Origin of the sequence: Candidatus Palauibacter sp., assembly GCF_965213655.1 — a bacterium.
Classification (GTDB): Bacteria; Gemmatimonadota; Gemmatimonadetes; order Palauibacterales; family Palauibacteraceae; genus Palauibacter.
Window position 1 is genome coordinate 559,184 of the sequence record NZ_CBDBZT010000003.1, and the last position, 23,175, is coordinate 582,358.

General features: G+C 68.5%; 19 protein-coding genes. 9 read left to right on the top strand and 10 right to left on the bottom strand.

The window, feature by feature from the left end:
- Positions 1-16 precede the first annotated feature (16 nt).
- Positions 17-301, bottom strand: coding sequence for a hypothetical protein (locus ACOOGH_RS04635; RefSeq protein WP_420447806.1), 285 nt, complete (start codon positions 299-301; stop codon positions 17-19).
- A gap of 107 nt (positions 302-408) precedes the next feature.
- On the opposite strand from ACOOGH_RS04635, the gene ACOOGH_RS04640 reads away from it, so the two are divergent.
- Complete coding sequence (locus tag ACOOGH_RS04640) at positions 409-831, top strand: OsmC family protein (protein WP_420447807.1); 423 nt, start codon at positions 409-411, stop codon at positions 829-831.
- 10 nt (positions 832-841) lie between these two features.
- On the opposite strand, the gene ACOOGH_RS04645 is transcribed toward ACOOGH_RS04640, so the two are convergent.
- The 3 genes from ACOOGH_RS04645 to ACOOGH_RS04655 form a co-directional block, all read right to left on the bottom strand.
- Positions 842-1,666, bottom strand: coding sequence for a carboxypeptidase-like regulatory domain-containing protein (locus ACOOGH_RS04645; protein WP_420447808.1), 825 nt, complete (start codon positions 1,664-1,666; stop codon positions 842-844).
- A gap of 54 nt (positions 1,667-1,720) precedes the next feature.
- On the bottom strand, positions 1,721-1,915 hold the full coding sequence (locus tag ACOOGH_RS04650) for a hypothetical protein (protein ID WP_420447809.1): 195 nt from the start codon (positions 1,913-1,915) through the stop codon (positions 1,721-1,723).
- Between the two features lie 71 nt (positions 1,916-1,986).
- Entirely contained in the window at positions 1,987-2,388 is a 402-nt protein-coding gene (locus tag ACOOGH_RS04655; protein ID WP_420447810.1) for a DUF6265 family protein, read from the bottom strand.
- Between the two features lie 204 nt (positions 2,389-2,592).
- On the opposite strand from ACOOGH_RS04655, the gene ACOOGH_RS04660 reads away from it, so the two are divergent.
- Positions 2,593-2,952: a hypothetical protein gene (locus tag ACOOGH_RS04660; RefSeq protein WP_420447811.1), complete on the top strand. Its 360-nt coding sequence runs from the start codon at positions 2,593-2,595 to the stop codon at positions 2,950-2,952.
- A gap of 13 nt (positions 2,953-2,965) precedes the next feature.
- Here ACOOGH_RS04660 and ACOOGH_RS04665 read toward each other — a convergent pair whose 3' ends face one another.
- Positions 2,966-3,625, bottom strand: coding sequence for a class I SAM-dependent methyltransferase (locus ACOOGH_RS04665; RefSeq protein WP_420447812.1), 660 nt, complete (start codon positions 3,623-3,625; stop codon positions 2,966-2,968).
- A 124-nt stretch (positions 3,626-3,749) separates the two neighbouring features.
- Between ACOOGH_RS04665 and ACOOGH_RS04670 the strand changes: the two genes are divergently transcribed.
- From ACOOGH_RS04670 to ACOOGH_RS04685, 4 genes are all read left to right on the top strand, one after another.
- A complete protein-coding gene (locus ACOOGH_RS04670) occupies positions 3,750-6,023 on the top strand; it encodes a hypothetical protein (RefSeq protein ID WP_420447813.1) in 2,274 nt (757 codons plus the stop codon).
- A gap of 45 nt (positions 6,024-6,068) precedes the next feature.
- Positions 6,069-6,785 (top strand): signal peptidase I, encoded by a 717-nt coding sequence (gene lepB / locus ACOOGH_RS04675; RefSeq protein ID WP_420447814.1) that lies wholly within the window; start codon positions 6,069-6,071, stop codon positions 6,783-6,785.
- Between the two features lie 298 nt (positions 6,786-7,083).
- Positions 7,084-8,589, top strand: coding sequence for an efflux RND transporter periplasmic adaptor subunit (locus ACOOGH_RS04680; protein ID WP_420447815.1), 1,506 nt, complete (start codon positions 7,084-7,086; stop codon positions 8,587-8,589).
- Between the two features lie 10 nt (positions 8,590-8,599).
- Positions 8,600-11,731 carry an efflux RND transporter permease subunit gene (locus tag ACOOGH_RS04685; protein WP_420447816.1) on the top strand — a complete coding sequence of 1,044 codons (3,132 nt, stop codon included), beginning with the start codon at positions 8,600-8,602 and terminating at the stop codon, positions 11,729-11,731.
- Between the two features lie 378 nt (positions 11,732-12,109).
- Here the strand turns inward: ACOOGH_RS04685 and solA are convergent, their stop codons facing one another.
- Complete coding sequence (gene solA / locus ACOOGH_RS04690; protein WP_420447817.1) at positions 12,110-13,228, bottom strand: N-methyl-L-tryptophan oxidase; 1,119 nt, start codon at positions 13,226-13,228, stop codon at positions 12,110-12,112.
- A gap of 17 nt (positions 13,229-13,245) precedes the next feature.
- Positions 13,246-14,979, bottom strand: coding sequence for a serine hydrolase (locus ACOOGH_RS04695; protein ID WP_420447818.1), 1,734 nt, complete (start codon positions 14,977-14,979; stop codon positions 13,246-13,248).
- Positions 14,980-15,077: 98 nt separating this feature from the next.
- Between ACOOGH_RS04695 and ACOOGH_RS04700 the strand changes: the two genes are divergently transcribed.
- Positions 15,078-16,610: a pyridoxal phosphate-dependent decarboxylase family protein gene (locus ACOOGH_RS04700; protein WP_420447819.1), complete on the top strand. Its 1,533-nt coding sequence runs from the start codon at positions 15,078-15,080 to the stop codon at positions 16,608-16,610.
- The gene (locus ACOOGH_RS04705; protein ID WP_420447820.1) at positions 16,610-18,379 is read left to right on the top strand and encodes a uracil-xanthine permease family protein; all 1,770 of its coding nucleotides are present in this window, start codon (positions 16,610-16,612) and stop codon (positions 18,377-18,379) included. Before ACOOGH_RS04700 ends, ACOOGH_RS04705 begins: the two co-directional genes overlap by 1 nt.
- On the opposite strand, the gene ACOOGH_RS04710 is transcribed toward ACOOGH_RS04705, so the two are convergent.
- Positions 18,376-19,464, bottom strand: a complete 1,089-nt coding sequence (locus tag ACOOGH_RS04710; protein ID WP_420447821.1) for a zinc-binding dehydrogenase — start codon at positions 19,462-19,464, stop codon at positions 18,376-18,378. The genes ACOOGH_RS04705 and ACOOGH_RS04710 overlap by 4 nt on opposite strands.
- A 95-nt stretch (positions 19,465-19,559) precedes the next feature.
- On the opposite strand from ACOOGH_RS04710, the gene ACOOGH_RS04715 reads away from it, so the two are divergent.
- A complete protein-coding gene (locus ACOOGH_RS04715; RefSeq protein ID WP_420447822.1) occupies positions 19,560-20,822 on the top strand; it encodes a sialidase family protein in 1,263 nt (420 codons plus the stop codon).
- Between the two features lie 12 nt (positions 20,823-20,834).
- Here the strand turns inward: ACOOGH_RS04715 and ACOOGH_RS04720 are convergent, their stop codons facing one another.
- Complete coding sequence (locus tag ACOOGH_RS04720; RefSeq protein WP_420447823.1) at positions 20,835-21,815, bottom strand: alcohol dehydrogenase catalytic domain-containing protein; 981 nt, start codon at positions 21,813-21,815, stop codon at positions 20,835-20,837.
- A complete protein-coding gene (locus ACOOGH_RS04725) occupies positions 21,812-23,164 on the bottom strand; it encodes a DUF6986 family protein (protein WP_420447824.1) in 1,353 nt (450 codons plus the stop codon). Before ACOOGH_RS04725 ends, ACOOGH_RS04720 begins: the two co-directional genes overlap by 4 nt.
- Positions 23,165-23,175: the final 11 nt, after the last annotated feature.

Below are 23,175 nucleotides of genomic sequence, written 5' to 3' on the forward strand. Positions count from 1 at the left end.
AGTACGAAGCTTCGCCTTAAGGGCTCGGGAGGCGCTTGATATCTCGTCGGCCCGCTGCCACGCCGGTGCCGATCCCGATCCCGAACAGAACGGCCGTAAGGGGAGTGACGAAGGGCAGGATCGCGGCCAACAAGCCAACGCCCCAACCCGCGACCCCGGCCACGAGCGGGACACCACGCCGGTGCACGCCGTCCACGAAGCGCAGTCGTCCGCGGACGAACCTCTTCATCGTCACGTAGCCGCCGACCGACGCGGCGCCGGCGATGGCCAACCAGAGAAAATTCCCGATGAACTCGAACATGTTTCACCTCCCGCACTGCCTGTACGCCCTCCATGCCGGGGCGGTTTCAGCAGCTTGGCCGCCTTGTACTATGTTGCCGAAGTCCGAATCCAGCCACGGAGATCGAAATGAACACGGACGGAATCCAGGTCCGGTGGGACGGCGGGCTCAAGTTCAGCGCCGACCGAGCCGACCACGAGACGCGAATCGACGGGGACGAGGGCATTGCCCCCAGCCCGGTCGCCCTGATGGTGGAATCCGTCGCCGCCTGTGCCGCGATCGATGTGGTCGTCATCCTGCAGAAGGGGCGCCAGGAACTCACCGGGCTCTCGGTCCGGGCGAGGGCCCGCCGGGCGGACGCCGCGCCGCGCTACGTGAAGGGTCTCCAGTTCGAATTTCATGTCTCCGGCCAGGTGGACGAAGCCAAGGCCCGGCGGGCCGTCATGCTCTCGTTCGAGCGCTACTGTTCCGTCTACCACTCGCTCCGTAAGGACATGGAACTCGAGTGGACGCTGACCCTGAACGGCGAACCTGCCGGCGGGCAGGGCTAAGGCACCCCCCCTAGTCGAAGGGGTCCGGGAGTTCTCCGGCCCAGTCCAGGAAGCCCGGGCCGTCCGGCGTCCAGACTACGATCGCGCCGCAGGTCGAGCCCGTGCGCATGAACTCCATCGGCGTCTCGACCTCCCGCCGGTAAACCTCGACCGCGCCCAGATCTTCCTTCGGGAGATCGTCGAACTGCATCCCCGCCTGGTACATCCCGTCGAGGTAGAGCGCCGGCGGACATCCGAGCCGGGCTCCATCTCCAAGGAAGACTTCCGCTCTCCCGTACTCGATGCGGCCCACGGAGACGTTTGGCAGGCCGCGCAGGAGGTCGCTGGGGAGCCGCGGGTTCCGGTTGATGATGTCCCGCGGGGTGTAGAAGGTCCCGAACCCCTTTTCCAGGCGCTCCACGAAGCCGGCCAGGTTCCGGGCGCGGCGGGTCTCCCGTACCTCCACCGTGAGATCCGCGATGCGAATGACGCTGCTCGACAGGGTCAATGTGACGCGCGTCGTCTGGCCCGCCGCGAGGTCGATGACCGTGTAGCCGGCCTCGTAGCCGATGAGCCGCACCTCGATCGAATCCCTGCCGGCCCAGGTCCGAGGGATCCGGAAATTGCCTTCGGCATCGGTGATCGCTCCGTACCCGGAGCCCAGGAGGATCACGCGGGCCCCCTCGATCGGGAGTCCGGTCGAGGCGCTGGCCACCTGGCCGATCAGTTCCGCCGTCTCCCGTTCCGTCTCCTCCTGCGCCGAAGCCGCGCACGGCGAACCCGCCAGCACGCCTCCAGCGACGAGGGTCAGCGCCGCCAGACGGGCGCATCTACTGCCTGACTTCAATGCACTCATGTGGCCCCCCTGGTCGAGTCCGGCCTCACTCTCCTCAACAATGATGAGTGCCCGCTACGTGGAACAGGCCATGTCGTGACCGCAACACATGGGCGACTTCACCATGCCGTGGCCGTCCGGACACCTGGAGACGTGGACCGTGCCGCCGTCATCGCGACTCAGCGTGCCGTGCGCGAGTTCCGCGCCGCACTGTCCGCAAGTCATGGTGCCGATGCTCATTCCGCACGCCTCACACGTGTATGCCGCCATGGTACGGGCTCCTTCCCGGTGTTCTTCGCCTCTGGGTGATAAACGCCTGCCGTCGCCCGAAAGATACGGTCTCAGCGCCTCGTCATCGACAGGACGGTCGGATCGCCGCCCGCGCCGCCATGAATGGTCACGACCAACTCGGTGCTCGAGGGGCTCTCGTATGTGAACCACCACGGAGCGTTCGGCGGCGGTTCCTCGGCGGTGCTGCGGAAGGTGACCTTCCGCCCCTCGATGGCGGTGAGATGGTACTCCAGCCTGGTTTCCTCCCACGGCTCCCAGCCACGCCCGACGTGCTTGAAACGGTAGTAGATCCCTCCGTCGTCGTCCTGCTCCAGGAGCAGAAGTTCGTACATGACCGCAAGACCCTCGCGCACGAGGCGGAACGAGCCGGACATCGAGCGTCCCGCGGGGCTGAACCATGCCTCCTCGATTTGCCCACCGAAGGCGTCCCGCCCCAGTGGCCCGCGATCCATGCCAGCTCTTCAAGATCGATGGCCCGCGCGGGGGCCTCCGGCGCTGGTTGGCTCACCGGATCCGCAGCCTGACCCATCGCCCCCGTGGTGCCCGTCAGCTGGACGACGGCTGCGAGCGCGACGGCGGCCGCTGCCGCCCGGCGGCGGTTGGCCCGCGCAGGGGACGTTTGAGAAACCGCGGATCCCACCGCATCTTCGCACGCCATGAGAGCCGTCCTGAAGCTCCTGGTTTCCGTCATCGTCTGCCTCCTCGCCGGCCTCGCGGGGCTGGCGCTCGTGTTCAGGGATCTGCCTGTGGATCCCGGTCCGGGGCTCATCGCGCTCGGGGGTCTCTTCTATCTGTCCGTCGGTTTCGGCCTCACCCGGCTGCACAGTGGCGCGCGCCCCTTCCTCTGGGGGCTGGCTCCGGGCTGGGCCCTGGCCATTCTGGGTGTCATCGGCGTCTGGGTGACGATGACGGATCCGCCGTCCGGCCATTGGGGCCTGGCGCTTCTCTTCCTGCTCGGCCCGGCCGTGGCGGGTCTGGCCGGCGCCCTCCTCGCCGCGAGGACTCCGAGAGCCTGAGGATTGCTATCGCTCACGGCGGGGCCCGCTCCGGGACTGCGGGGCGCGTTCCGCTTTCCTGTCCGGCTACGCCAAGGTAGACGGAACCCAGAGCCCGGGGCACGCCGGGCATCGCGAAGCGGTCGAGTTCGATGATCCGGAAGCCGCCGTGCTCGATCTCGGTGTCGATCTTCCGGTTAATGTTACAACCGCAGGCGATGCGGTTCTGGATCGGGTTGAGAGTGTCCTGCAGACGCGAGACCCAGCCTTTCTCGTTCCGGCCGTGCTCGAGGAAGAGGAACTCCCCGGACGGTCTCAGCACACGCCTCAGTTCGCCCAGGGCGTCGCCAAGCCGTTCGATCGAACACAGCGTCCAGGTACTCGTCACCGTATCGAAATGCTCATCCGGAAAGGGAAGTCGGTTGGCCGCGTCGTGAATCATGCGTTCGACGGGGAACGGGGCGCGGGCGATGCGAGCGCGCACCCGGCGCTCGAGGACGGCCGCGGGGTCGATGCCGGTGACGCGGCGCACCGATGCCGGGTAACATTCGAGATTGAGGCCGGTGCCAAAGCCTACTTCGAGCACCTCCCCCTTGGCACGGGAGAGCACGCGACGGCGGTACCGGCGATGCAGGTCGCTCTTGAGCCCGCCCTCCATGAGACGCGGAAAGATATGTTTGGAGTACAGCCCCACTCGCTCCCCCGGGTGACGCGGGCGAAGGTTGAAACGTCTCTCCAAACATAGGCGTAACGGCTTCTTTCGGGATGTGTCGTCGGCGCACGCGGGCACCACTCGCACCCCGTAACCGGGAAGGTCAATGGACCGATCACTTGCTGCCGGACGTGCCGTCTCCATGGCGGCCCTGTGCATTCTCGCGGGCGCCGTGGCTGGAGTGGTCGACGTGCACGCCCTCCAGGACCCGTCCGTCCCCGCCTCGCGGCCGATTCCGCCCGACGCCCATGCGGACGAAGGGATCGCCGGGTTGATCGAGCGCGCGCGGGAACAGCGCAAGGCCCGGGCCGAGGGGCTTACGAGCTTCGAGACCACCTTTCGCGAGCGCATCTACGCCGGTCTGGGCGGCGCGCTCCTGCGACGCGAGCGGGCGATGTTCCATCAGGAACGCGCGGCGCGCCTGCGCTGGGCAGCGGAGGGCGAGCACGTCGTCCGCTGGCTGGGCGTCCGCCGCGGAGTGCCGATTGCCGGCCTGGGCGTCGAGTTCGAGGACGACCTGCGCGACGACGATGCGTTCGAACTCGATTTCGACATGATCGACCCGGCCAGCGAGCGGGTGGCGATCGGCTCGGACTGGGCCCTGCACCCACTGGCCGATACCGCGGCGTATCACTACCGCTACCGCTCCGGCGATACGCTGCGCATTCGCTTCCCGGGGGCCGACCGAACCGTGACGCTGATCGAGGCGATCGTCGAGCCGCGGGAAGCCCGTTTCGACCGCATTGCGGGCTCGTTCTGGTTCGACGCCGACGAGGCCGTCCTCACGCGGGCCGCCTACCGTCCCGCGATCGAGTACGACTTCGACCGCGAAGAACCGGAGGATGCGGACGATGTTCCCGGATTCGTGAAGCCGATCCGTGCCAGGGTCGATTTCATCACGATCGATTACGGACTCCAGGAACTCCGCTGGTGGCTCCCCAATCGCATGGCCTTCGATGCGGTCGCCACGATGGCGGGTCTCGCGAGCATGCCCGTGCGCTACGAATGGACGTTCGAGGACTACCTGGTGGATTCCGAGCCGTCGCTGGATCCCGGAGGGGAGTTGCCGACGGGTTGGACGCGCTGGGTCGACGAGGAGGCCGACGCTGAGGAGACCGACGCTGAAGAAGGGCGAATCGAGGGAGTCCGCGACGATCCGTTGACGGCGGAATCGGATTCGCTCCCCGCCCGTGCCCGCGCCATCGTGATGATCGTTCCGCCCGTCGAGGAGCTCCTCCTGTCCCGGGAGCTGCCGGAACCGCTCTTCTCCTCCACCGTCGACGCCTTCGCGGCCACGGAACTCGACGACCTGAAGGATCGGCTGTCGTCGCTGCGCATCCCCGCCGCGGGGGGGCTGGGTCCCCGCCTGGACATCGCACCGGGTCTGCGCCGGCTCCGTTACAATCGGGTCGAGGGGCTCTCGGTAAGCGCCCGGTTCACAGTGCCGACGGGAGTGACGTCGGAGTTCACGCTCACGCCCCGGGTCGGCATCCCGGAGTGGGAACCGGGGGTGGAGGTCGGGTGGCGGCGCCAGACGGCGAAGGACGGCTTCGGCGTCACCGCGTACCGACGACTCACCGACCTCGGGGATTGGGGCCGTCCACTCTCCTTCGGCAACTCCTTCAACAGCCTGCTCAGGGGGTACGACGAAGGCCTCTACTTCCGCGAAACGGGCTTCGAGATCACGGCAAACAAGCAGGGTGCGAGAACACGCGTGGAAGGGGCGCTCTTCGCGGAGCGGCACCAGAACGCGCCCAAGCAGAGTGATTTCTCACTACCGAACCTCTTCGGGGATGCGGTCTTTCCGGACAACATCACGGCTGCTCGCGGAGACATCGCGGGCGTATCGGGCCGGCTGAGCGCGTTCTCGTCGGTCGACCCCGGGGTGCCGGTCCTCAGCGGGTCCGTGTGGGGGGAAGCCGCGACGGGTGACTTCGATCTCTACGGGCGGGCCGCCGTCTCGGCGGCACTCCAACTGCCCCTGGGCCTGTGGTCCGTAGCGCTGGAAGGGGGGACCGGAAGGGTGTTCGGCGAGGCGCCTCCACAGCGCCGCTTCCACCTCGGCGGGTCGCATACGCTGCGGGCCTTCGATCCGGTATCGACCGGAGGCGAGAGCTTCTGGTTCGGGCGGGTCGAACTGGGGCGCGGCTTCCGGGTCGGCGATGCCGCGTACGATATCGGCGGCAGTACGATCCGGCTCACGGCCTTCTGGGACGCGGGCTGGGCGGGACCTGCGGATTCCTTCGGTACGGAGGGCTGGCTCTCGAGCGTGGGGGCCGGAGTGTCTCTCATGGAGGGCCTGTTCCGGATCGACATCGCCCGCGCCGTCCGCGGCGGCAGTCTGTGGCGCTTCCACGCCTACATCGATGGTCTCATGTAGCGATACGGTTTGGTCGGTGGTTCCTGTAACGGGAGGTTGGTGGACATGGCCAAGAATCAGAGCGGAAACGGGAAGGTGCGATCGAAGTCGGAAGGGCTTCGGGAGTGGGCGCGATCAGTGGGAATCGCCGTCGCCGCCCTCTTGTTCTTTCGGACATTTCTCCTGGCCGCGTCCGTAATCTCGTCGGGTTCGATGGAGAACACGCTCGTGCACGGCGATTTCCTGCTCGTGAACAAGGTGGCTCTGGGTGCTCCGATTCCGTTCACGAACTATCGCATACCCGGATACGCGGAACCGAAGCACGGCGACATCATCGTCTTCAGGGCGGACCATTCTCCGGGCCTTGACATCGTCAAGCGCACCATCGGCCTGCCCGGGGACACTCTCCGCATGGAGGGCGGCGTTCTCTATCGGAACGGGGTTAGAATCGAAGAACCCTACGTCCGCCGCGATCCACGTCGGCCGAACTCCGGAGACGTCCGGATGTTGTGGCAGAGGGCGTACCTGACAGGGGTGGCGGTACCGGGCGAATACAGGCCCACGCGGGATAACTGGGGACCGCTGGTAGTCCCCCGCAAACGGTATTTTATGCTCGGCGACAACCGGGACGACAGTCTTGACTCTCGATATTGGGGTTTCGTGGAGCGGGTGAAGATGAGAGGGAAGCCATTCTTCATCTACTTCTCGTACGATCCGGAGGCGCTCGAACCGTTTCGGGTCTTGACGGCCATGAGACCAGGGAGGATCGGGCGCCCGGATTGATGATCGGTCGGGGCCAGAATCCGGATTCCAGACACCGGACCCTCGCCGGACCAGAACTTCGCGCGTGCGACCGGTCAGAGCTTCTTGATCAGCTTGCGAATGACGAGAATCGCGACGGCTATGGCGATCTTCTTCATGTGGTGTCCTCTTCCGCGCTGGGCATGCTTCAAGGTGGCGCGTCGGCGCTTCACCGAACAGTACGGGCCTCATCCGCGCCCGGGTTTCGGCTGCACTGGTGTCCGGCCGAGGCTCGGGCAACGTTGAGCGGATGGAACAGGACCGCAGTTCAGGAGGTGTCATGCGCGTGACCCGGGCCGTCGCCCTTGTGCTGTTGTTCTCCTGTGCGGGGTGTGAGGCACCGTCCCTGGGTGAGGCGGTCGCGGCCGACCACTCCCATGCCGGCGGCGGCGTCGTGACGCACTGGACTGAATCGCTCGAACTCTTCGTCGTATATCCTCCGCACGTGCGGGGCATCGCGAGCGATCCGTGGGAGATCCACCTCACGTGGCTCGCGGACTGGAAGCCGGTGCGGGAGGGCCGCCTGACGCTCCTCCTCCGCGGGCCGGGCGGCGCCCGCGAAGAGATCGTGGTCGAGGTCCCGGATCAACCGGGTGTCTACCATGCGACGCCCACGCTTACGGAGACCGGGACATGGCGAGCGGACCTGACACTCGCCGCCCGCGGCGCGGACCACGCGATCCCCGTCGGACAGCTGCAGGTGTTCGCGAACGAAGATGCGCTGCCGCACGACGTGGAAGAACCGCTGCCGGGGCTCATCGCGCTACCGAAGGAAGAGCAGTGGGCGATGCCGTTCGAGGTTGCGGTCGCGGAGATGCGCCGGATTCCGAACTCGATCCCCGTTACCGGGGAGATCACGGCCCCCGCGCGAGGTCTCGCGTACGTCTCGACACCCGTGGAAGGCCTGGTGCTTGTCCAGGGGCCCTCGCCCGCAACCGGAGAGGCGGTGCGGGAGGGAGAGACACTGGCACTGATCGCGCCCACGAGCCTCGACGACTCGTACGCCCGCATGCGGGCGGACGTGGTGGAGGCCGGGCGCGAGGCGGACCGGACGGAACGTCTCTTCGCCGCCGGAGCCATCCCCGAGCGCCGCTTCGAGGAGGCGCGCCACGACCTCGACGTGGCTCGGGCCGCGTTCGAGGCGGTGGGAGGCACTGGCGCCGCCGACGGTGAAGGGGGTCCGGACCCGCACGTCTACCGGCTTCGGAGTCCGATCGGCGGCGTGATCGCCGACCGCCATGTGGCTCCCGGCGAGCACGTGGCCGTCGGGACGCACGCGTTCACGGTCGTACGCCCCGACACGCTGTGGTTCATCGCACGCGTCCCGGCCCGCTACGCCGAGGCGGCCAGCGGAGTGAGCGGCGCGTGGTTCACCGTTGAAGGCACGGATCACACGCATGCCGCCGACCGTGTGGTGTCGGTGGGCAGCATCATCGAGGCCGGGAGCCGGGCGCTGCCGGTGCGGTTCGCGGTGTCGAACCCGGGCGGGGTGCTCAAGGTGGGGATGCTGGCCGAAGGCCATCTCCTCCTCGGCGACCCCATGGAGGGCGTGGCCGTCCCGACCGGTGCGATTCTGGAGGAGGACGGCCTCTCCGTCGTCTACGTCAAGGTCGGCGGCGAAGCGTTTCAGCGGCGAGTGGTGGAGACCGGCCCCTCGGATGGGTCGTGGACCATCGTTCACTCCGGGGTTGCCGGCGGAGAGCAGGTGGTCGCCGTCGGCGCCTATCAGGTGAGACTGGCCTCCCTCGGCGACGTGGAGGTCTCCGACCACGGACATCCGCACTGAGCACGCCGGGATGAGCGCTCCCGGACCGGAGGGGGATCGGCCGGGTCTCCTGCACGGGCTGCTGGACCGGCTCGTGCATGCGTCGCTGGAGAACCGCTTCCTCGCCTTGGCCGGGGCGGTCTTCCTCCTGGCGGGTGGGGGCTGGGTGGCGGCGACGCTGCCGGTCGACGTCTTCCCCGATCTCACCGCACCCACGGTAACGGTGCTCAGCGACGCCCACGGACTGGCTCCGGAAGAGGTGGAGAGCCTCGTCACCTTCCCGATAGAGACGGCGGTGAACGGTGCGGCCGGCGTGCGCCGGGTCCGGTCGAGTTCGGCCCAGGGGATCAGCATCGTGTGGGTGGACTTCGACTGGGGGACGGACATCCTTCGCGCGCGGCAGATCGTGAGCGAGCGGCTCCAACTCGCCACGGCCCAACTTCCCGAGGACGTGAGCGCGCCCGTGCTCGCGCCCGTGAGTTCGATCATGGGCGAGATCCTGCTCGTCGGCATGAGCGCACCCGCGCAGCAACTCATGGAGGCGCGCACGGTTGCCGACTGGACGGTGCGGCGAAGGCTGCTCGCCGTGCCCGGGGTGTCACAGGTCGTGTCGATCGGCGGACAGGTTCGCCAGTACCAGATCCTGATCCACCCCGAGCGCCTGCTCGCCTACGGCGTGGGACTCGACCAGGTGCTGGAAGCGGCGGTGGGCTCGAACAGGAACGCGTCCGGAGGCGTTTACCGCTCGGGAGGGCGCGAGATCCTGATCCGCGGCATCGGTCGCGCGCGCGACCTGGAGGAGATCGGCCTGACCGTCGTCGCGGTGAGGGAGGATGTGCCCGTCCTCATCGAGGACCTGGCCGATGTACGGATCGGTCCGCGCGTCCGGCTCGGCACGGCCTCCGTGAACGCGGAGCCCGCCGTCGTCCTCTCGATCCAGAAGCAGCCCGGCGCCAACACGCTGGAGCTGACGGAGCGCATCGACGCCGAGTTGAACGAGATCGAGGCGGAACTCCCCGCGGGCGTGGCTTTCGAGAGGTCCGTGTTCCGGCAGGCCGATTTCATCTCGCTTGCCGTGCAGAACGTGATCGACGCCCTGCGCGACGGTGCGTTGCTCGTCATCGCAGTGCTCCTGCTCTTCCTGTGGAACCTGAGGACGACGGCGATCTCGGTGCTCGCGATCCCGCTCTCGCTGGCGCTGGCCGTCATCGTGCTGCGGCTGTTCGGGGGCACGATCAACACGATGACGCTCGGCGGCATGGCGATCGCCATCGGCGCGCTGGTCGACGACGCGATCATCGTCGTCGAGAACGTGTACCGCCGACTGCGCGAAGACCGCCGCCGCCCGCCGGAGCGCCGCCGAAGGCCGCTGACGCTCATCCGGGACGCGGCGAGGGAAATCCGGAACCCGATCCTCAGCGCTACGCTCATCATCTCCATCGTCTTCGTCCCGCTCTTCTTCCTGTCCGGCGTGGAAGGGCGCATGCTCCGGCCGCTCGGACTGGCTTACATCGTGAGCATCCTCTCATCGCTGCTCGTTGCGGTCACGGTGACGCCGGCGCTCTGCCACATGCTTCTGCCGGGAGACCGGGCCATCGGCCGCCCGCGCGAGCCGTGGCTGATGCGCGGCGTCGAACGGGCGTACGGGCGCGTCCTCGACGGGGCACTTCGCCATTCCGGGGCGGTACTCGGCGGAGCGGTGCTCCTGCTGGCCGGCACTCTGGCCCTCGTGCCCTCGCTGGGGCGCGGATTCCTGCCCGAGTTCCAGGAAGGGTCGTTGACCATCTCCGTCGTGAGTCTGCCCGGGACGTCCCTGGTGGAGTCCGACGCGATCGGGGCCCGAGTGGAACGCCAGCTCCTGGCCCACCCGGCCGTCGTCTCCACGTCGCGGCGGACCGGCCGGGCCGAACTCGATGAGCACGCGCAGGGCGCCAACGCCTCCGAGGTCGACGCGCGGCTGGACCTGTCGGAGCAGGATCTGGAAGAGGTCATGGCCGAGCTCCGCGACGACCTTGCGGGGCTTCCTGGGACCAATGTCACGATCGGACAGCCGATCGGGCACCGGATCGATCACATGCTCTCGGGCACGCGGGCGGCCATCGCGGCGAACCTGTTCGGGCCCGACCTCCGGCAACTGCGGGACATCGCCGGCGAGATCGAGACCGTCGCGGGGACGGTGGAGGGTCTCGTGGATGTCTCGGTCGAAAGGCAGGCGGACATCCCCCAGCTTCAGGTCCGCGCCGACCGCCGCGCCATGGCCCGCCACGGTGTCACGCCGGCTGCGCTGGCCGCGGCCGTCGATGTCGCGTTTCAGGGGGAGGAAGTGTCGCTCATCCGGGAAGGGGACCGCGCCTTCGACCTCGTGGTGCGCTACGCGGACGAACACCGCACGGACCCCGAGGCGATCGGCGGCACCCTGATGACGACTCCGGCGGGCACGACCGTGCCGCTCTCGCAGCTGGCGTCGATCGTGCCGTCGCTGGGACCCAACGCGATCAGCCGGGAGAACGTGCAGCGGAAGATCGTCGTGAGCGCGAACGTCGCGGGACGAGACGTGGGCGGGGCCGCCGAGGAACTGCAGGCGCGCGTCGCGGCGGAGGTCGAACTCCCGCCGGGCTACTACGTCCAGTACGGCGGGCAGTTCGAGAGCGGACAGGAGGCGACACGCCGCATCACGCTCCTCTCGCTGTTCTCGATCGCCGCCATCTTCCTCATCATGTTCAGGGCCTTCGGGAGCGCCCGGATCGCGGCCCTGCTCATGGTGAACCTGCCTCTAGCCCTGGCGGGAGGCGTACTCGCCGTGCTGCTCATCGGCGGCACCGTGAATATCGCGACGCTCGTCGGCTTCATCACGCTGTTCGGCATCGCCGTGCGCAACGGGATCCTCCTCGTGAGCCGCTACCAGGACCTTCGCGCGGCCGGCACGGCGCTGGCCCCCAGCATCCGGCAGGGTTCGATGGAGCGCCTGAGCCCGATCCTGATGACGGCGCTGACCGCCGGTCTCGCCCTCGTCCCGCTGGCGTTGGGTATCGGCGAGCCCGGCAAGGAGATTCAGGCCCCGCTCGCGGTGGTCGTCCTCGGAGGTCTCCTGACGTCGACGACCCTCAACATGGTCGTCGTGCCGGCCCTTTTCCTGCGCTTCGCCGGGGACCGGAAAGAGTGACGACCGGGACCCCTGGACGGTCAATGGAGCTAGTGAAGCACACCGATGCTGGACGGGCGAATGGTTGGACAGTGAGGGAGTGTGGGGAGATGACGATCGGGAAAACGGCGTGACGGACGGGAGTCCTGCTGAGCATGGTTCTCGGGATGGTGGCCTGCAGCGACGACACAACCGGGCCGGATGAGCCCACGCTGACGCTGGAGGAGAGCGAGGCTCTCCTCGAAGCCATTCAAGGCATCACGCTGTTGGGGTCGGACGATGATCTACCGTCCTCCGGCGGGACGGAAACCCTGTCCTGTCCGGGCGGAGGGGAAGTGGTCGCCACCGGCACGGTGATGACGTCCGAGACCGGGACCAGTTCTGCCGCCACGATCGACGTCACCCGAAGCGTTCGACAGAGAAGTGCGACAGTTCATGGCTTGGCGTAGTGTCCGTGAGGAGGTCGGCCATGAGCGACCCGAGGCCGGGTGCGAACTTGAATGCGTGCCCGGAGCCGCCGGCGAACAGCACCACGCCGGGCTGGTCGGGGTGGCGGTCCAGGATGAAGTCCTCGTCGGGCGTGTTCGAGTAGAGGCAGACGGACGCGTGGGCCAGGGGGCCCGCCAAGCCCGGGGCGTACCGCCCGAACAGCTCTCGCAGTGCCTCCGTCTCCGCGGTACCGACCTCGCGGTCGACTCGCTCGACATCGGTTCGGCGTCCAGCCTGGAAATGCATCCCCGCCTTGAGGCCCCGCGCCGTCGGCGGGAAGCCGTACCAGGTACCCTCCCGCTCGAGTTCCCACACCCAGGCGGGACCCTCTTCCAGCATGTCCGCATGCGCCCCGGCAGGTTCGAACCAGTACTGCACCGTGCGCTCCACTTCGATCGGGAGGGAAAGCTCGGGAAGCAGTTGCGGAGTCCACGCTCCCGCTGCGATGGCGAGCCGCCTCGCCGCGTATTCTCCCCGTTCGGTCCGAATCCGGACGCCCGAGGCAGAGCCCGACCACCCGATCGCGGACTCGTTGAAACGCAGATCCGCGCCCTCCGCGGCCTCCAGCGTCGCCTCGAGGCAGGCCTCCAGTGAGAGAGTCGCGGCACCCGGCTCATAGATGGTGACGGTCCCGGGATCCGGCCGGAGCCACGGGAAGCGCTCGACGACTTCCTCCGCGGAGAGCAGGAGGTAGTCGGCGTCGGGACCGATGACACTGTGAAGCGGATTTCGCGCGAAGTTGCGGCCGTCTGCCGGCCCCAACATGAGGGCGCCCGCCGTCCGCAGCAGCGTCTTTCCGGATGTGCGCTCGAGATTCGTCCAGCGCCGGTAGGCATCGCGCACGAACCGCATGTACGGAGACCCCTCGTACCAGGCCGCTCGAATCATCCGCGTGTCGCTGTGCGCCGATCCCATCGTGTGCGGGGGCGTGTAGCGGTCGAATCCCACTACCGAATGTCCCCGCTGGACAAGTTCGGCCGCGGTCGCGCTTCCGATAGCTCCGAGCCCGATGACGGCGAAGTCGTGCACGTCGCTGCCGGGCCGGCTCAGCTTCCGATTCTGGGGAAAACGAGGCGCTGATCCGCCTCCACCACCGACACGCCGCCCGCGACACCGTCCGCGACTTCGAACACGAACTGCACGGCCGAGCCGTGCATCAGGAAGGTGGTCGGCGACTGGGGGAGAAGCCGGAACGCGTCCTCGTCGGTGCGGGCGGCCATGAGCACACCCTCATCGAGCGTGACGGTCAGCGTGGTGGCCGGATCGATCCGGTATGCACCCACGAGAGAGGAAAGATCCGCCGGCTCGACGCGCACGATGGGGAGCCGAAGCGCCAGATCGGGTTCGACGCCCAGATCGGACAGGCGCTCGAGAAGACGGGGCATCCCGGGGTTGTACGTGAGCGCCTCCCGGAGGTGGGCCGCCGCCGCTTCCGGATCCCCGGCTTCCTCGTGAAGTTCCGACAGTGCATAACGGATGACGAGGGCTTCGGGCGTACCGGCTGCGTAGGCCTCGAGGATCGCAATGGCCGTGTCCGGGTCGTCCTCCCGGAAATGGCCGGCCAGACTCAGGATCTGACCGGGGGAGTAGTCGTATTCCTCGGGTCGCGTGCGCCGCCAGTTGTCGTACCTGGACATCGCCGCCTCGACCCCACCCGCCTCGACGATCGGCAGCAGCCGCTCCGCGATCGAGGGTTTCGGGCGCACGGCCTCGCCACCCCACAGCACGTTCGTCAACCCCGCTACGAGCGGGCCCAGATCGGAGGACGTGTTGTCCAGCAGCACGATGAGTCGTCCGTGGTCGGGGAACACACGCAGGTAGGACGAGAAGCCGAAGATCCCGCCCGAGTGTTCGATCACGCGCACGCCGATGTCGCGCTCGATGTCGCGGGCCCCCACCCCGACGCCGTACCCATACGACCCGGACTCGAGACCGGGGGTGGTCATGCGCGCCAGCGTCTCCGGGTCCCGAAACAGGTCTCCGGCGACGAAGAGTGCCGCGGCCCAGCGAGCGAGATCTCCCACGGTGGAGTAGAGCATGCCGGCGGAATAGGGCACGGACGGGTCGATGAGGCGCGCCGGCCGGTAGCCGACGAGGTCGCGCGTGTGGCCGCCGGCGTGGCCCTCCGGCGGCCAAAGCGCGCGATCGTACCCGGTATCGCTCAACTCCAGCGGGTCGAGCACGTACGTGCGGAGGGCTCCGTCGTAGCTCAGCCCCGTGACCCGTTCCGCGATCCAGCCCAGAAGTACGTAGCCCGAGTTGGAGTACTCGAAGTCGGTGCCCGGCTCAAAGGAGAGCGGTTCCTCCCATGTGAGCGCGACGATGTCACCCGGCGAAAACGGGGTCGCGGCCTCCCATTCCATGAACCCCGGAATGTTCGTGTAGCTCGGCAACCCGGAGGTGTGGGTGAGCAGGTGGTGGAGCGTAATCCGTTCCGCGAACTCCGGTGGGTATTCCTCGATGTAGCGCCCCACGGGGGCCTCGACCCGCAGCAGCCCCTCCTCCTCGAGTCTGAGGATCAGGGCGGCCGTAAACTGTTTCGTGAGCGACGCGATGCGGAAGCGCGTGCCCAGGGCGTTCGCTCCGCCGTCCCCGAAGTCCGACGCGCCGAACGCTCCCTCGAACAGGATCTCGCCCTCGTCGACGATGAGCGCCGCGCCGTTGAACAGCCTCAGGTCGTGGAAGGATCGGAGGTAGGCTTCCGCGCGATCCGCCCGCGGCTGCGCCTCGACAGCGGACGCCAACCCGAAGACGAGGGCCGCGGCAAGACTGTACGTCAATGATGATTTTCGGGGCCGATACAAGCCGGATCCTCCCGTGAAGCAGAAAGGGGGACAGAACGCTCGCGCCCCCCGAACGAAAGGGATAGGATCGCATCATGCGCTCGATCTCAAGTCGGCAGCGGTCCCGGATCCTGCAACTGGAGGAGGCTGCGCGGCCGCTCGAACCCGATGCGGGTGAGCGCGACCGCCTCATGGCCGAGGTACACGCCTACGCCCAGGGGTTCCTCGACGGGCTTCCCGAACGGCTGGCCTACCAGCACGACAAGTCGTCCGTCGCGAGGATCCGGGAACTCGAGATCGGGAGCGGAACGCGGTCGATCGATCAACTCGTCGACCGGATCGACGAGTCCGTTGTCGGGGCGGGACTCGTGCCGTCGCACGGCGGACACCTCGGGTACATCCCCGGCGGCGGGATCTACGCCTCTTCGCTCGCGGACTATCTCGCGGCGGTCACGAACGAATACGCCGGTGTGCGCTTCGCGGGCCCCGGCGCCGTCGAGATGGAGGATGCGGTCCTCGACTGGATGGCGGCACTCGTCGGCTTTCCGGAAGGCTCCGACGGCAATCTCGCCTCGGGCGGCTCGGTCGCCAGCCTGATCGCGGTGGTTACGGCTCGGGAGGCCACGGGACTTCGCGCCCGGGACTACGAGCGAGCCGTCGTCTACTCCACCGCCCATGTCCACCAGTGCCTGCACAAGGCGCTTCGCGTCGCCGGTCTGGGCGAGACCGTACGGCGGGATGTCCCGCTGGACGATGGCTTCCGGATGTGTCCGGACTCGCTCGCGGCACTCATCGCCACGGATCGGGCGCAGGGCCTCCGGCCCTGGCTCGTCCTCGCCTCGGCAGGCACCGCGGACACCGGCGCGGTCGATCCGCTCTCCCGCATCGCCGACGTGTGCGAACGTGAGGACCTGTGGTACCACGTCGACGGCGCGTACGGGGGCTTCTTCGCCCTCGTCGAGGGGTGTCAACCGGTGCTCGCCGGCATGGAACGCGCCGATTCTCTGGTCCTCGATCCCCACAAGGGTCTGTTCCTTCCGTACGGGACGGGCGCCGTTCTCGTCCGGCACGGCGAAGCGCTGCAGGATTCCCACACCTACTACGCCAGCTACCTGCAGGACACGGTCGTATCGGAGTGGGGAGGCCGCTCACCCGCCGCCGTCTCACCGGAGTTGACCAAACACTTCCGCGGGCTTCGCGTCTGGCTGCCGCTACTCTTGCACGGTGAAGAGCCTTTCCGGGCCTGCCTCGAAGAGAAGCTCGAACTCGCGCGGTATTTCCGCCGTGAAGTCGAGGCGCTGGGGTTCGAGACCGGGCCGGAGCCGGACCTCTCCGTCGTGACGTACCGATGGGTGCCGGAGACAGGCGACGCGAACGCGTTCAACCGCGCGCTTGTGGAGGAAACACACCGGGACGGCCGCGTCTTCCTCTCCTCGACGACCGTCGACGGGACGTTCCTGCTGCGGATGGCGGCGCTCGCCTTCCGGACGCACCTGCACACGATCGATCTGGCGCTGGACGTGCTCCGGGAGGCTGTGGAGAGGCTCGAAGCTGACCCCGCACGCTGGCGCGCCGCGGCACGCGGCGAAGCGCTCACCGCGGGACTTCCCGGGGGAAGCGGCGACTGATGGCGGGTTCCAGCCCCGCGCTCGCCCGCCAGGACGTTCGCTTCGAGCCGGACGAGCGTCCGCCGCTCCCGATCGCCGCCGGACTCGGCGTCCAGTACGCGCTCATCTGCCTCGCTCCCATCGTACTCACGCCGACCGTCATGATCACCATTGCCGGCGGGAGCGACGCCTACCTGTCGTGGGCAGTATTCGCGGCGCTCGTGATCAGCGGGCTCACGACGGCGATTCAGGCGCGCAGTGTGGGCCGGATCGGTGCGGGCTACATCCTCGTCATGGGGAGCACCAGCGCTTTCCTCGCCGTGAGCGTTTCCGCGCTCGAGCAGGGCGGGCCGGGGATGCTCGCGGTCCTGATCATCGCTTCCTCGCTGATCCAGTTCCTTCTCGCCTCCAGGATGGCGCTTCTGCGTCGCATCTTCACGCCCACCGTGGCGGGCACCGTGCTCATGCTGATCCCGGTGACGCTCGCTCCGATGATCCTGCGGAAGCTCGCCGAGGTGCCTGCCGGTGCACACGGGGCGGCGGCTCCGGTCGTCGCGGGCGTGACGTTGGCGGCCATGGTGCTGGTCCCGCTTCGGTTCTCCGGCGCGCTTCGGCTCTGGGCGCCGGCCCTCGGGATCGTCGCGGGGTGCCTGGTCGCCGGCCTCGGCTTCGGCATCTACGACATGTCCACGGTCGCGGCCGCTTCCTGGATCGGCCTGCCGGACCTGGCGTACCCCGGTCTGGATCTGAGCTTCCGACCGGAGTTCTGGGCCCTCCTGCCGTCCTTCGTCATGGTGACGCTGGTGGGCGCCATGGACACGCTCGGGGACGCCATCGCGATTCAGAGGGTCTCCTGGCGCAGGCCGCGCGCGATCGACTTTCGCTCCATTCAGGGTGCGATCTCCGCCGACGGTGTGGGCAATCTCCTCTCCGGCCTGGCGGGGACCGTTCCCAATACGACCTACGGCATGAGCATCGCCGTCGCCGAACTCACCGGCGTCGCCTCCCGCGCCATCGGGATCTGCGTCGGTTTCGTCTTCCTGGCGTTCGCCTTCCTTCCGAAATTCCTCGCTCTCATCATCGCGATCCCCGGCCCCGTCGTGGCGGCCTATTTCGTTGTTATCGTGGCGCTCATCTTCGTCTTCGGGATGAAGATCCTGCTCCAGGAGGGGCTGGACTACCGCAACGGTCTCATCGTCGGAGTCGCCTTCTGGATGGGCGTCGCCTTCCAGCTCGACTGGGTCTACCCGGAGGCCTTCCAGGGTGCCTGGGCGGAACTCCTCGGCAACGGTATGACCGTCGGCGGCTTCACCGTGATCCTGCTCACGATCTTCGGGGAGGTGACCGGAGGTGGTCGGGCGCGACTGAAGACCCGGTTGACGGACGAGACGTGGTCGGAGATCGACGCCTTCCTGGTGAAATTCGCCGCGCGCAAGGGTTGGGACGAGGATATGGAAACGCGTCTGCGCGCGGTGGGCGAGGAGACGTTGCAGATCCTCATGCGCGAGGCCGCGGAAGATGCGCCCGATGTCGAGCGAAACCTGCTGCTGATCGCGCGCAGCGACGGCCGCGCCGCGGACCTCGAGTTCATTGCGACGACGGACGAGAAGAACATCGAGGATCAGCTGGCGATGCTCAGCGAGGCGGCGGCGGGCGTCCCCGTCGAGGCGGAGACCCCGCTGCGGCTGTTGAGGCACTACGCCTCCTCAATCCGCCATCAGCAGTACCACGACATCGACATCCTCACGATCCGCGTGGAATCCGCCACCCAGGTGGCCAGGGACTTCTAGGACGGGACGATGATCGCCTTGGTGACGGCGAGCCGCTCGACATCGGCGAGTGCGCGCCCGGTTTCATCGAGGCCGTATTCTCCCCCGATCACGCGGGCGAAGGGGAGTCGGTGTCGAGCGAGCAGGTGGAGCGCGCGTGAGACGTGAGGCAGTTCGGTTCCCCAGCGCCCCTTAACGGTCGCGTGCTTGCGGTTGATGTCGACGTGCGGGTTGACGGAGACGGGGCCGACGTCCGTGTAGTGGCCCGCCACGACGTAGGTGCCTCCGTCGCGGAGGAGGGCGAACCCCTCGGGGATCGCCGTCGGGTTCCCACTCGCCTCGATGACGATGTCGGCGCCCCGGCCCTCGGTGAGGTCGGCCACGCTCGCTGACCGGTCAGGGCCCGACGTTCGGCTCAGCGGGAGCGTGATGTCGGCGCCCATCGCGGTGGCGAGGGCGAGGCGTTCGTCGGGGTCGCCGATGACCACGAGGGGGCCGCAGCCGCGGACCCGGGCGAAGGCGGCGGCCGCGAGGCCGACTGGGCCGGAGCCCTGCACGACAACCGTGTCGCCAGGCCGCAGGTCCGAGCGCTCGACGGCGCCGAAACCGGTGAAGAGCCCGCAGCCGCCTCCGATGACGTCCGCTGTCGCGAGTCCCTCGGGCAGCTTGAAGATCGAAGTGTCCGCCGTGAGCCTCATGGAGGTTGCCCAGCCTCCGAGCAGTCCTTCGCGCGCGCTGAAGGTGATGCCGTAGACGCGGCGGTGCGGGCACAGGTTCGGCTGCCGGGCCGCGGAACAGTAGAAGCAGCTGTGGCACGTCCCGACCACGTCGAAGAAGGTGACGGCGTCGCCCTCCCCCAGCGGCCGCCCGGCAGCATCGACACCGGGCCCGCGGGTCTCCCTCACGCGTCCCACGCTCACGTGCCCCGGGATGATGGGCCAGGGCACGCCCGCGAGGCGCCCGTGAAAGAGGTGGACGTCGATCCCGCACACTTCGCTCGCCTCGATCTCCAGCCACGTTTCGCCGGGTCCGAGTTCGGGGTCATCGAAGGACCGGACCTCCAGCGGCTGTCCCGGCCCCGTCATCACCGACGCGCGTTGTGACACTTCGCCTCCCGTCCGCCGCGTTGCAGTTCTCATGTCAGCGTCAGGCGCGTATCATACGGCCTCGCCCCCGGGGAGAGAGAATGTCCGGAGTTCACATGCGAAACCTCAAGCGAGTCCGTCCCGGCCGGCCGGTCCGTTCCCTCGCCGTCGCCGCGCTCCTGTGCGGATGCTCCGGCGCAGCGGAACGGCAGGTGTCGCTGGAACCGGGAGATGTCGAGTTCCAGCGACCGTCTCCGAGCGGTGAACCATCGCTGGCCCCTGGGGCCGATGGGCGCGCGATCCTGACCTGGATCGAGCCGGAGGAAGACGTGCCCGCACTGCGTGTGGCGATTCGCGACGAAGGGGGCTGGTCCGCGCCGCGTACGGTGTGGGCGTCGGAAGCGATGTTCGTGAACTGGGCCGATTTTCCCTCATCGGTCGAGATGCCCGACGGCACGCTCGCCGTCCACTGGCTGGAGAAGGTCGCCGACGCGCCCTACGCCTACCATGTCATGCTGGCGCTCTCTTCCGATGGCGGGATGACGTGGACGGAGCCGTTCCGCGCCCACGACGACGAGTCGCCCACCGAGCACGGCTTCGTGTCGATGGTGCCGTGGGGGGACGGCGCGGGGTTGACTTGGCTCGACGCCCGGGCCATGGCGGGCCATGCCGGCGGTGGCGAACACGTTGCCGGAGGCGGCGCGGCAGAGCGCGGGGCGATGTCCGTCCGTTTCCGCACGCTCGCGGCGGATGGTCATCTGGGCCCCGAGGTGCTGCTCGACGATCGGACGTGCGAGTGCTGCCAGACCGCGCTGGCCCGCGTCGGCGACGGGCTGGTCGCCGCCTACCGCGACCGGAGCGAAGCCGAAGTCCGCGACATCGCCGTGGTGAGAGGGGCGGGGGAGCGCTGGACGGACCCCGCGCCGGTGTCGACCGATGGCTGGGTCATCGCCGGCTGTCCCGTGAACGGGCCGCAGCTGAGCGGCGCCGAAGGGGCGCTCGTCTCGGCCTGGTACACGGGGGTCGACGGCACGCCGCAGGTGTACGTCGCGTTCTCCAGCGACGGGGGTGCGACCTTCGGCCCGCGCATTCGAATCGATGAGGGGCTGCCGCTGGGCCGCGTGGACATCGAGCGGCTGGACGACGGTTCGGCTGTGGTCGTGTGGCTGGAGGCTTCGGACAGGACGCCGCGGGTTCTCGCCCGCCGTGTCCTGCCGGATGGATCGCTCGCCACGCCGCTCCTGATCTCGGAGACGGCCGGCGAACGATCGAGCGGCTTCCCGCGCATGCTGCGCACGGGTGACCAGCTTCTCGTCGCGTGGACGATCCCGGGCGAGGGAGGCGGCGTGCGCGTCCGCGCCGTGCAACTCTCCGACTGAAGCCGGCGAGGGTCAGGGGACGAGAAGCACCTTCGCCGCGCCCGGTTCCGCCGCCCGTCTGAAGGCCTCCGCGGCGGCGGTCAGCGGCAACCGATCGTCGATGAGGTCGTCTACCTCGATGTCTCGCCGCTCCAGCATCGCCAAGGCGTCCTCGACTGGTCCGCAACGAGAGCCGAGAAGTCGAATTTCATCTACGACAATGGATGAGATGTCTAATGCCAACCCATTGTTGTGTGTGCTCTTGAGGATAAGGGTGCCTCGCGGCCTGACGGCTCTGCGGGCGGCCGCGAAACCGGTCGGGGCGCCGGTGCAGTCGACGACGAGGTCGTAGGCGGCCTCCTCCACGACGGCGACGGGGCGGGCGGTCAGGCCGGCGTCGTGGGCCCGGGCCAGGCTCCGCTCCGATCGCCCTGCGACCTCGAGTCCCGGTAACCGCGGCGCCAGCACGCGCGCCACAAGCTGCCCCAGTCGTCCAGCACCCACGACGAGCGCCCGGGATACCCGGCTCGATCCAATCTCATCTTCGATCTGCTCCAGGACGCGGCAGGCGGCGGCAACCGGCTCGGTGAAGACCGCAACCTCGTCTGGAAGCCGCTCGGGCACCCGATGCAGGTTTGCCACCGGCACTCGCAACCAACCGGCGAACGCGCCGTTGCGCTGGCGGATGCCGATCACCTCGCGGTGAGAGCAGTGTGTGGTCCTGCCATTGGCGCAGTTGACGCAGTTGGACTCGGCGGGGTGCGAGCTGCAAGTGACGTTGATCTCCGCGACGACCCGCGCGCCGACCCAATCCGGGGGCCCTTCCTCGACACGCCCGACGAACTCGTGCCCCGGAATGCCCGTGAAACCGCGATATCCGCGCATCAACTCCAGGTCCGTCCCGCAGATCCCCGCCATCAGGACCCGAACGACGGCCTCCCCGGGCTCAAGGCCGGGCCGCGGGAGGTCGTCGCGCACACGGACCGCGCCGCGATCGATCCAGGCGGCGATCACCCGCTGCGCCCCTCCAGAATCGTGCGGAACGAGCGAGTCTCGAGTTCCGCCGCGGTCAGACCCGAGCGCGCCGCCTCCTCCGTTGTCAGGGCTCCGCTCGCGAGTCCCCGAAGGAAGAAGTTGAGGAGGCCCTGGCCCGAGGCTTCATCGTCGAACACGGATCCCGTGAGGACGGCCCGTCCCGCGGCGGAGACGAAGCGGTCGAGCCGGCTCGCTGCCTCGTCGAGTCCCTCGAGGAAGAAGGAGAAGACGGCCGCATAGCGGGAGACGAGCTGCGCCGGGTGGAGGTCCCAGCTCTGGTAGTACCCCTGGCTCAGAGATCGCCGCACATCGACGTAGTGCCGCCGCCATGCGCCGTGCACCGTGGCCATGTTCTCGGCCTCCTCGGCGGCCGAAATCACGGCCCTTCCGCGGTGCGGCTCGACGGGCAGCACGTTCGTCGCGCCATCGGAAAGCCGGACGCCGGTGTCGGCCAGCGAGAGCTGGAGGATCTGTCGCGCCACTTCGCAGAGCGGGTGCCCCAGCGTCTGTTCCTCCGCGGCGACCGCCGCCGCGCCCGTGAGGTCGTACGCTCCCAGGTGGACGGTGCCGCACCGGCCTCCGGCGGCCGCGACAAGCTCGGGCACGACGATTCGGCCGTCGCCCCCCACGATCGATTGCGGCGTCTCGATCATGATGTCGATCGCGACCCCACCCTCCGGCAGGCCGAGCGTCGCCTCCAGCCGATCCAGGGCGCCGGCCAGCACGTCCACCTGCCCGGCCGTGACGATCTTGGGCAGCAGCACCGTGAACCCGTCCGGCAGCCCCCCTCCGGCCCGCGCCAGCGTCGTCAGGAAGAGATCGAGCGTCCGTAGCGCCCGCTCGCCCGTGACGTCGGAGAGGGATTTGATGCGGATGCCCAGCGCGGGCGGGAGGCTGCCGGCAGCGACCCCCGCCGCGACCTCCGCCGCCGCCGTCACCGCCGCCTCGTCTTCCTCGGCATCGGAGCGCACGCCGAAACCGTCCTCGAAGTCGATCAGGAAGCTCTCGACGGGCTCGCGAGCGAGCTTGGCGCGTACGCGCTCGTGCACGGCCCCTGCGGTCCCGGCGGGCAGTCGGTTCCCGAACGCCTCCCGGAGAGCGGCAGGTTCCCCTGCGTACCGCTCGAGGCAACTCCCCGCGATCCGTCCGAGTTTGGCCGCCGTATCTCGCCTGAAGAGGTGGGCCCCGCCCGCAACCGTGTGCACCGGCTGCCGCCCTTCCGGGACTTCGGCGGACCCGGCCCGGAGTCCGGCGAGCGTCGCTTCAAGATCCTCCAGGAACCGGAAGAGGTCGTCTTCCGAGAGGGAGGCGACGGGTAGTCTATCCATTGGCTCAACTT

What these genes read in the sequence shown, in the direction of transcription:
- ACOOGH_RS04660 (WP_420447811.1), top strand. Translation starts at nt 2,593, where the DNA reads ATGAGAGCCGTCCTGAAGCTCCTGGTTTCCGTCATCGTCTGCCTCCTC.
- ACOOGH_RS04635 (WP_420447806.1), bottom strand. Translation starts at nt 301, where the DNA reads ATGTTCGAGTTCATCGGGAATTTTCTCTGGTTGGCCATCGCCGGCGCC.
- ACOOGH_RS04685 (WP_420447816.1), top strand. Translation starts at nt 8,600, where the DNA reads ATGAGCGCTCCCGGACCGGAGGGGGATCGGCCGGGTCTCCTGCACGGG.
- lepB (WP_420447814.1), top strand. Translation starts at nt 6,069, where the DNA reads ATGGCCAAGAATCAGAGCGGAAACGGGAAGGTGCGATCGAAGTCGGAA.
- ACOOGH_RS04705 (WP_420447820.1), top strand. Translation starts at nt 16,610, where the DNA reads ATGGCGGGTTCCAGCCCCGCGCTCGCCCGCCAGGACGTTCGCTTCGAG.
- ACOOGH_RS04645 (WP_420447808.1), bottom strand. Translation starts at nt 1,666, where the DNA reads ATGAGTGCATTGAAGTCAGGCAGTAGATGCGCCCGTCTGGCGGCGCTG.
- ACOOGH_RS04700 (WP_420447819.1), top strand. Translation starts at nt 15,078, where the DNA reads ATGCGCTCGATCTCAAGTCGGCAGCGGTCCCGGATCCTGCAACTGGAG.
- ACOOGH_RS04640 (WP_420447807.1), top strand. Translation starts at nt 409, where the DNA reads ATGAACACGGACGGAATCCAGGTCCGGTGGGACGGCGGGCTCAAGTTC.
- ACOOGH_RS04655 (WP_420447810.1), bottom strand. Translation starts at nt 2,388, where the DNA reads ATGGATCGCGGGCCACTGGGGCGGGACGCCTTCGGTGGGCAAATCGAG.
- ACOOGH_RS04650 (WP_420447809.1), bottom strand. Translation starts at nt 1,915, where the DNA reads ATGGCGGCATACACGTGTGAGGCGTGCGGAATGAGCATCGGCACCATG.
- ACOOGH_RS04670 (WP_420447813.1), top strand. Translation starts at nt 3,750, where the DNA reads ATGGACCGATCACTTGCTGCCGGACGTGCCGTCTCCATGGCGGCCCTG.
- ACOOGH_RS04680 (WP_420447815.1), top strand. Translation starts at nt 7,084, where the DNA reads ATGCGCGTGACCCGGGCCGTCGCCCTTGTGCTGTTGTTCTCCTGTGCG.
- ACOOGH_RS04715 (WP_420447822.1), top strand. Translation starts at nt 19,560, where the DNA reads ATGCGAAACCTCAAGCGAGTCCGTCCCGGCCGGCCGGTCCGTTCCCTC.
- ACOOGH_RS04725 (WP_420447824.1), bottom strand. Translation starts at nt 23,164, where the DNA reads ATGGATAGACTACCCGTCGCCTCCCTCTCGGAAGACGACCTCTTCCGG.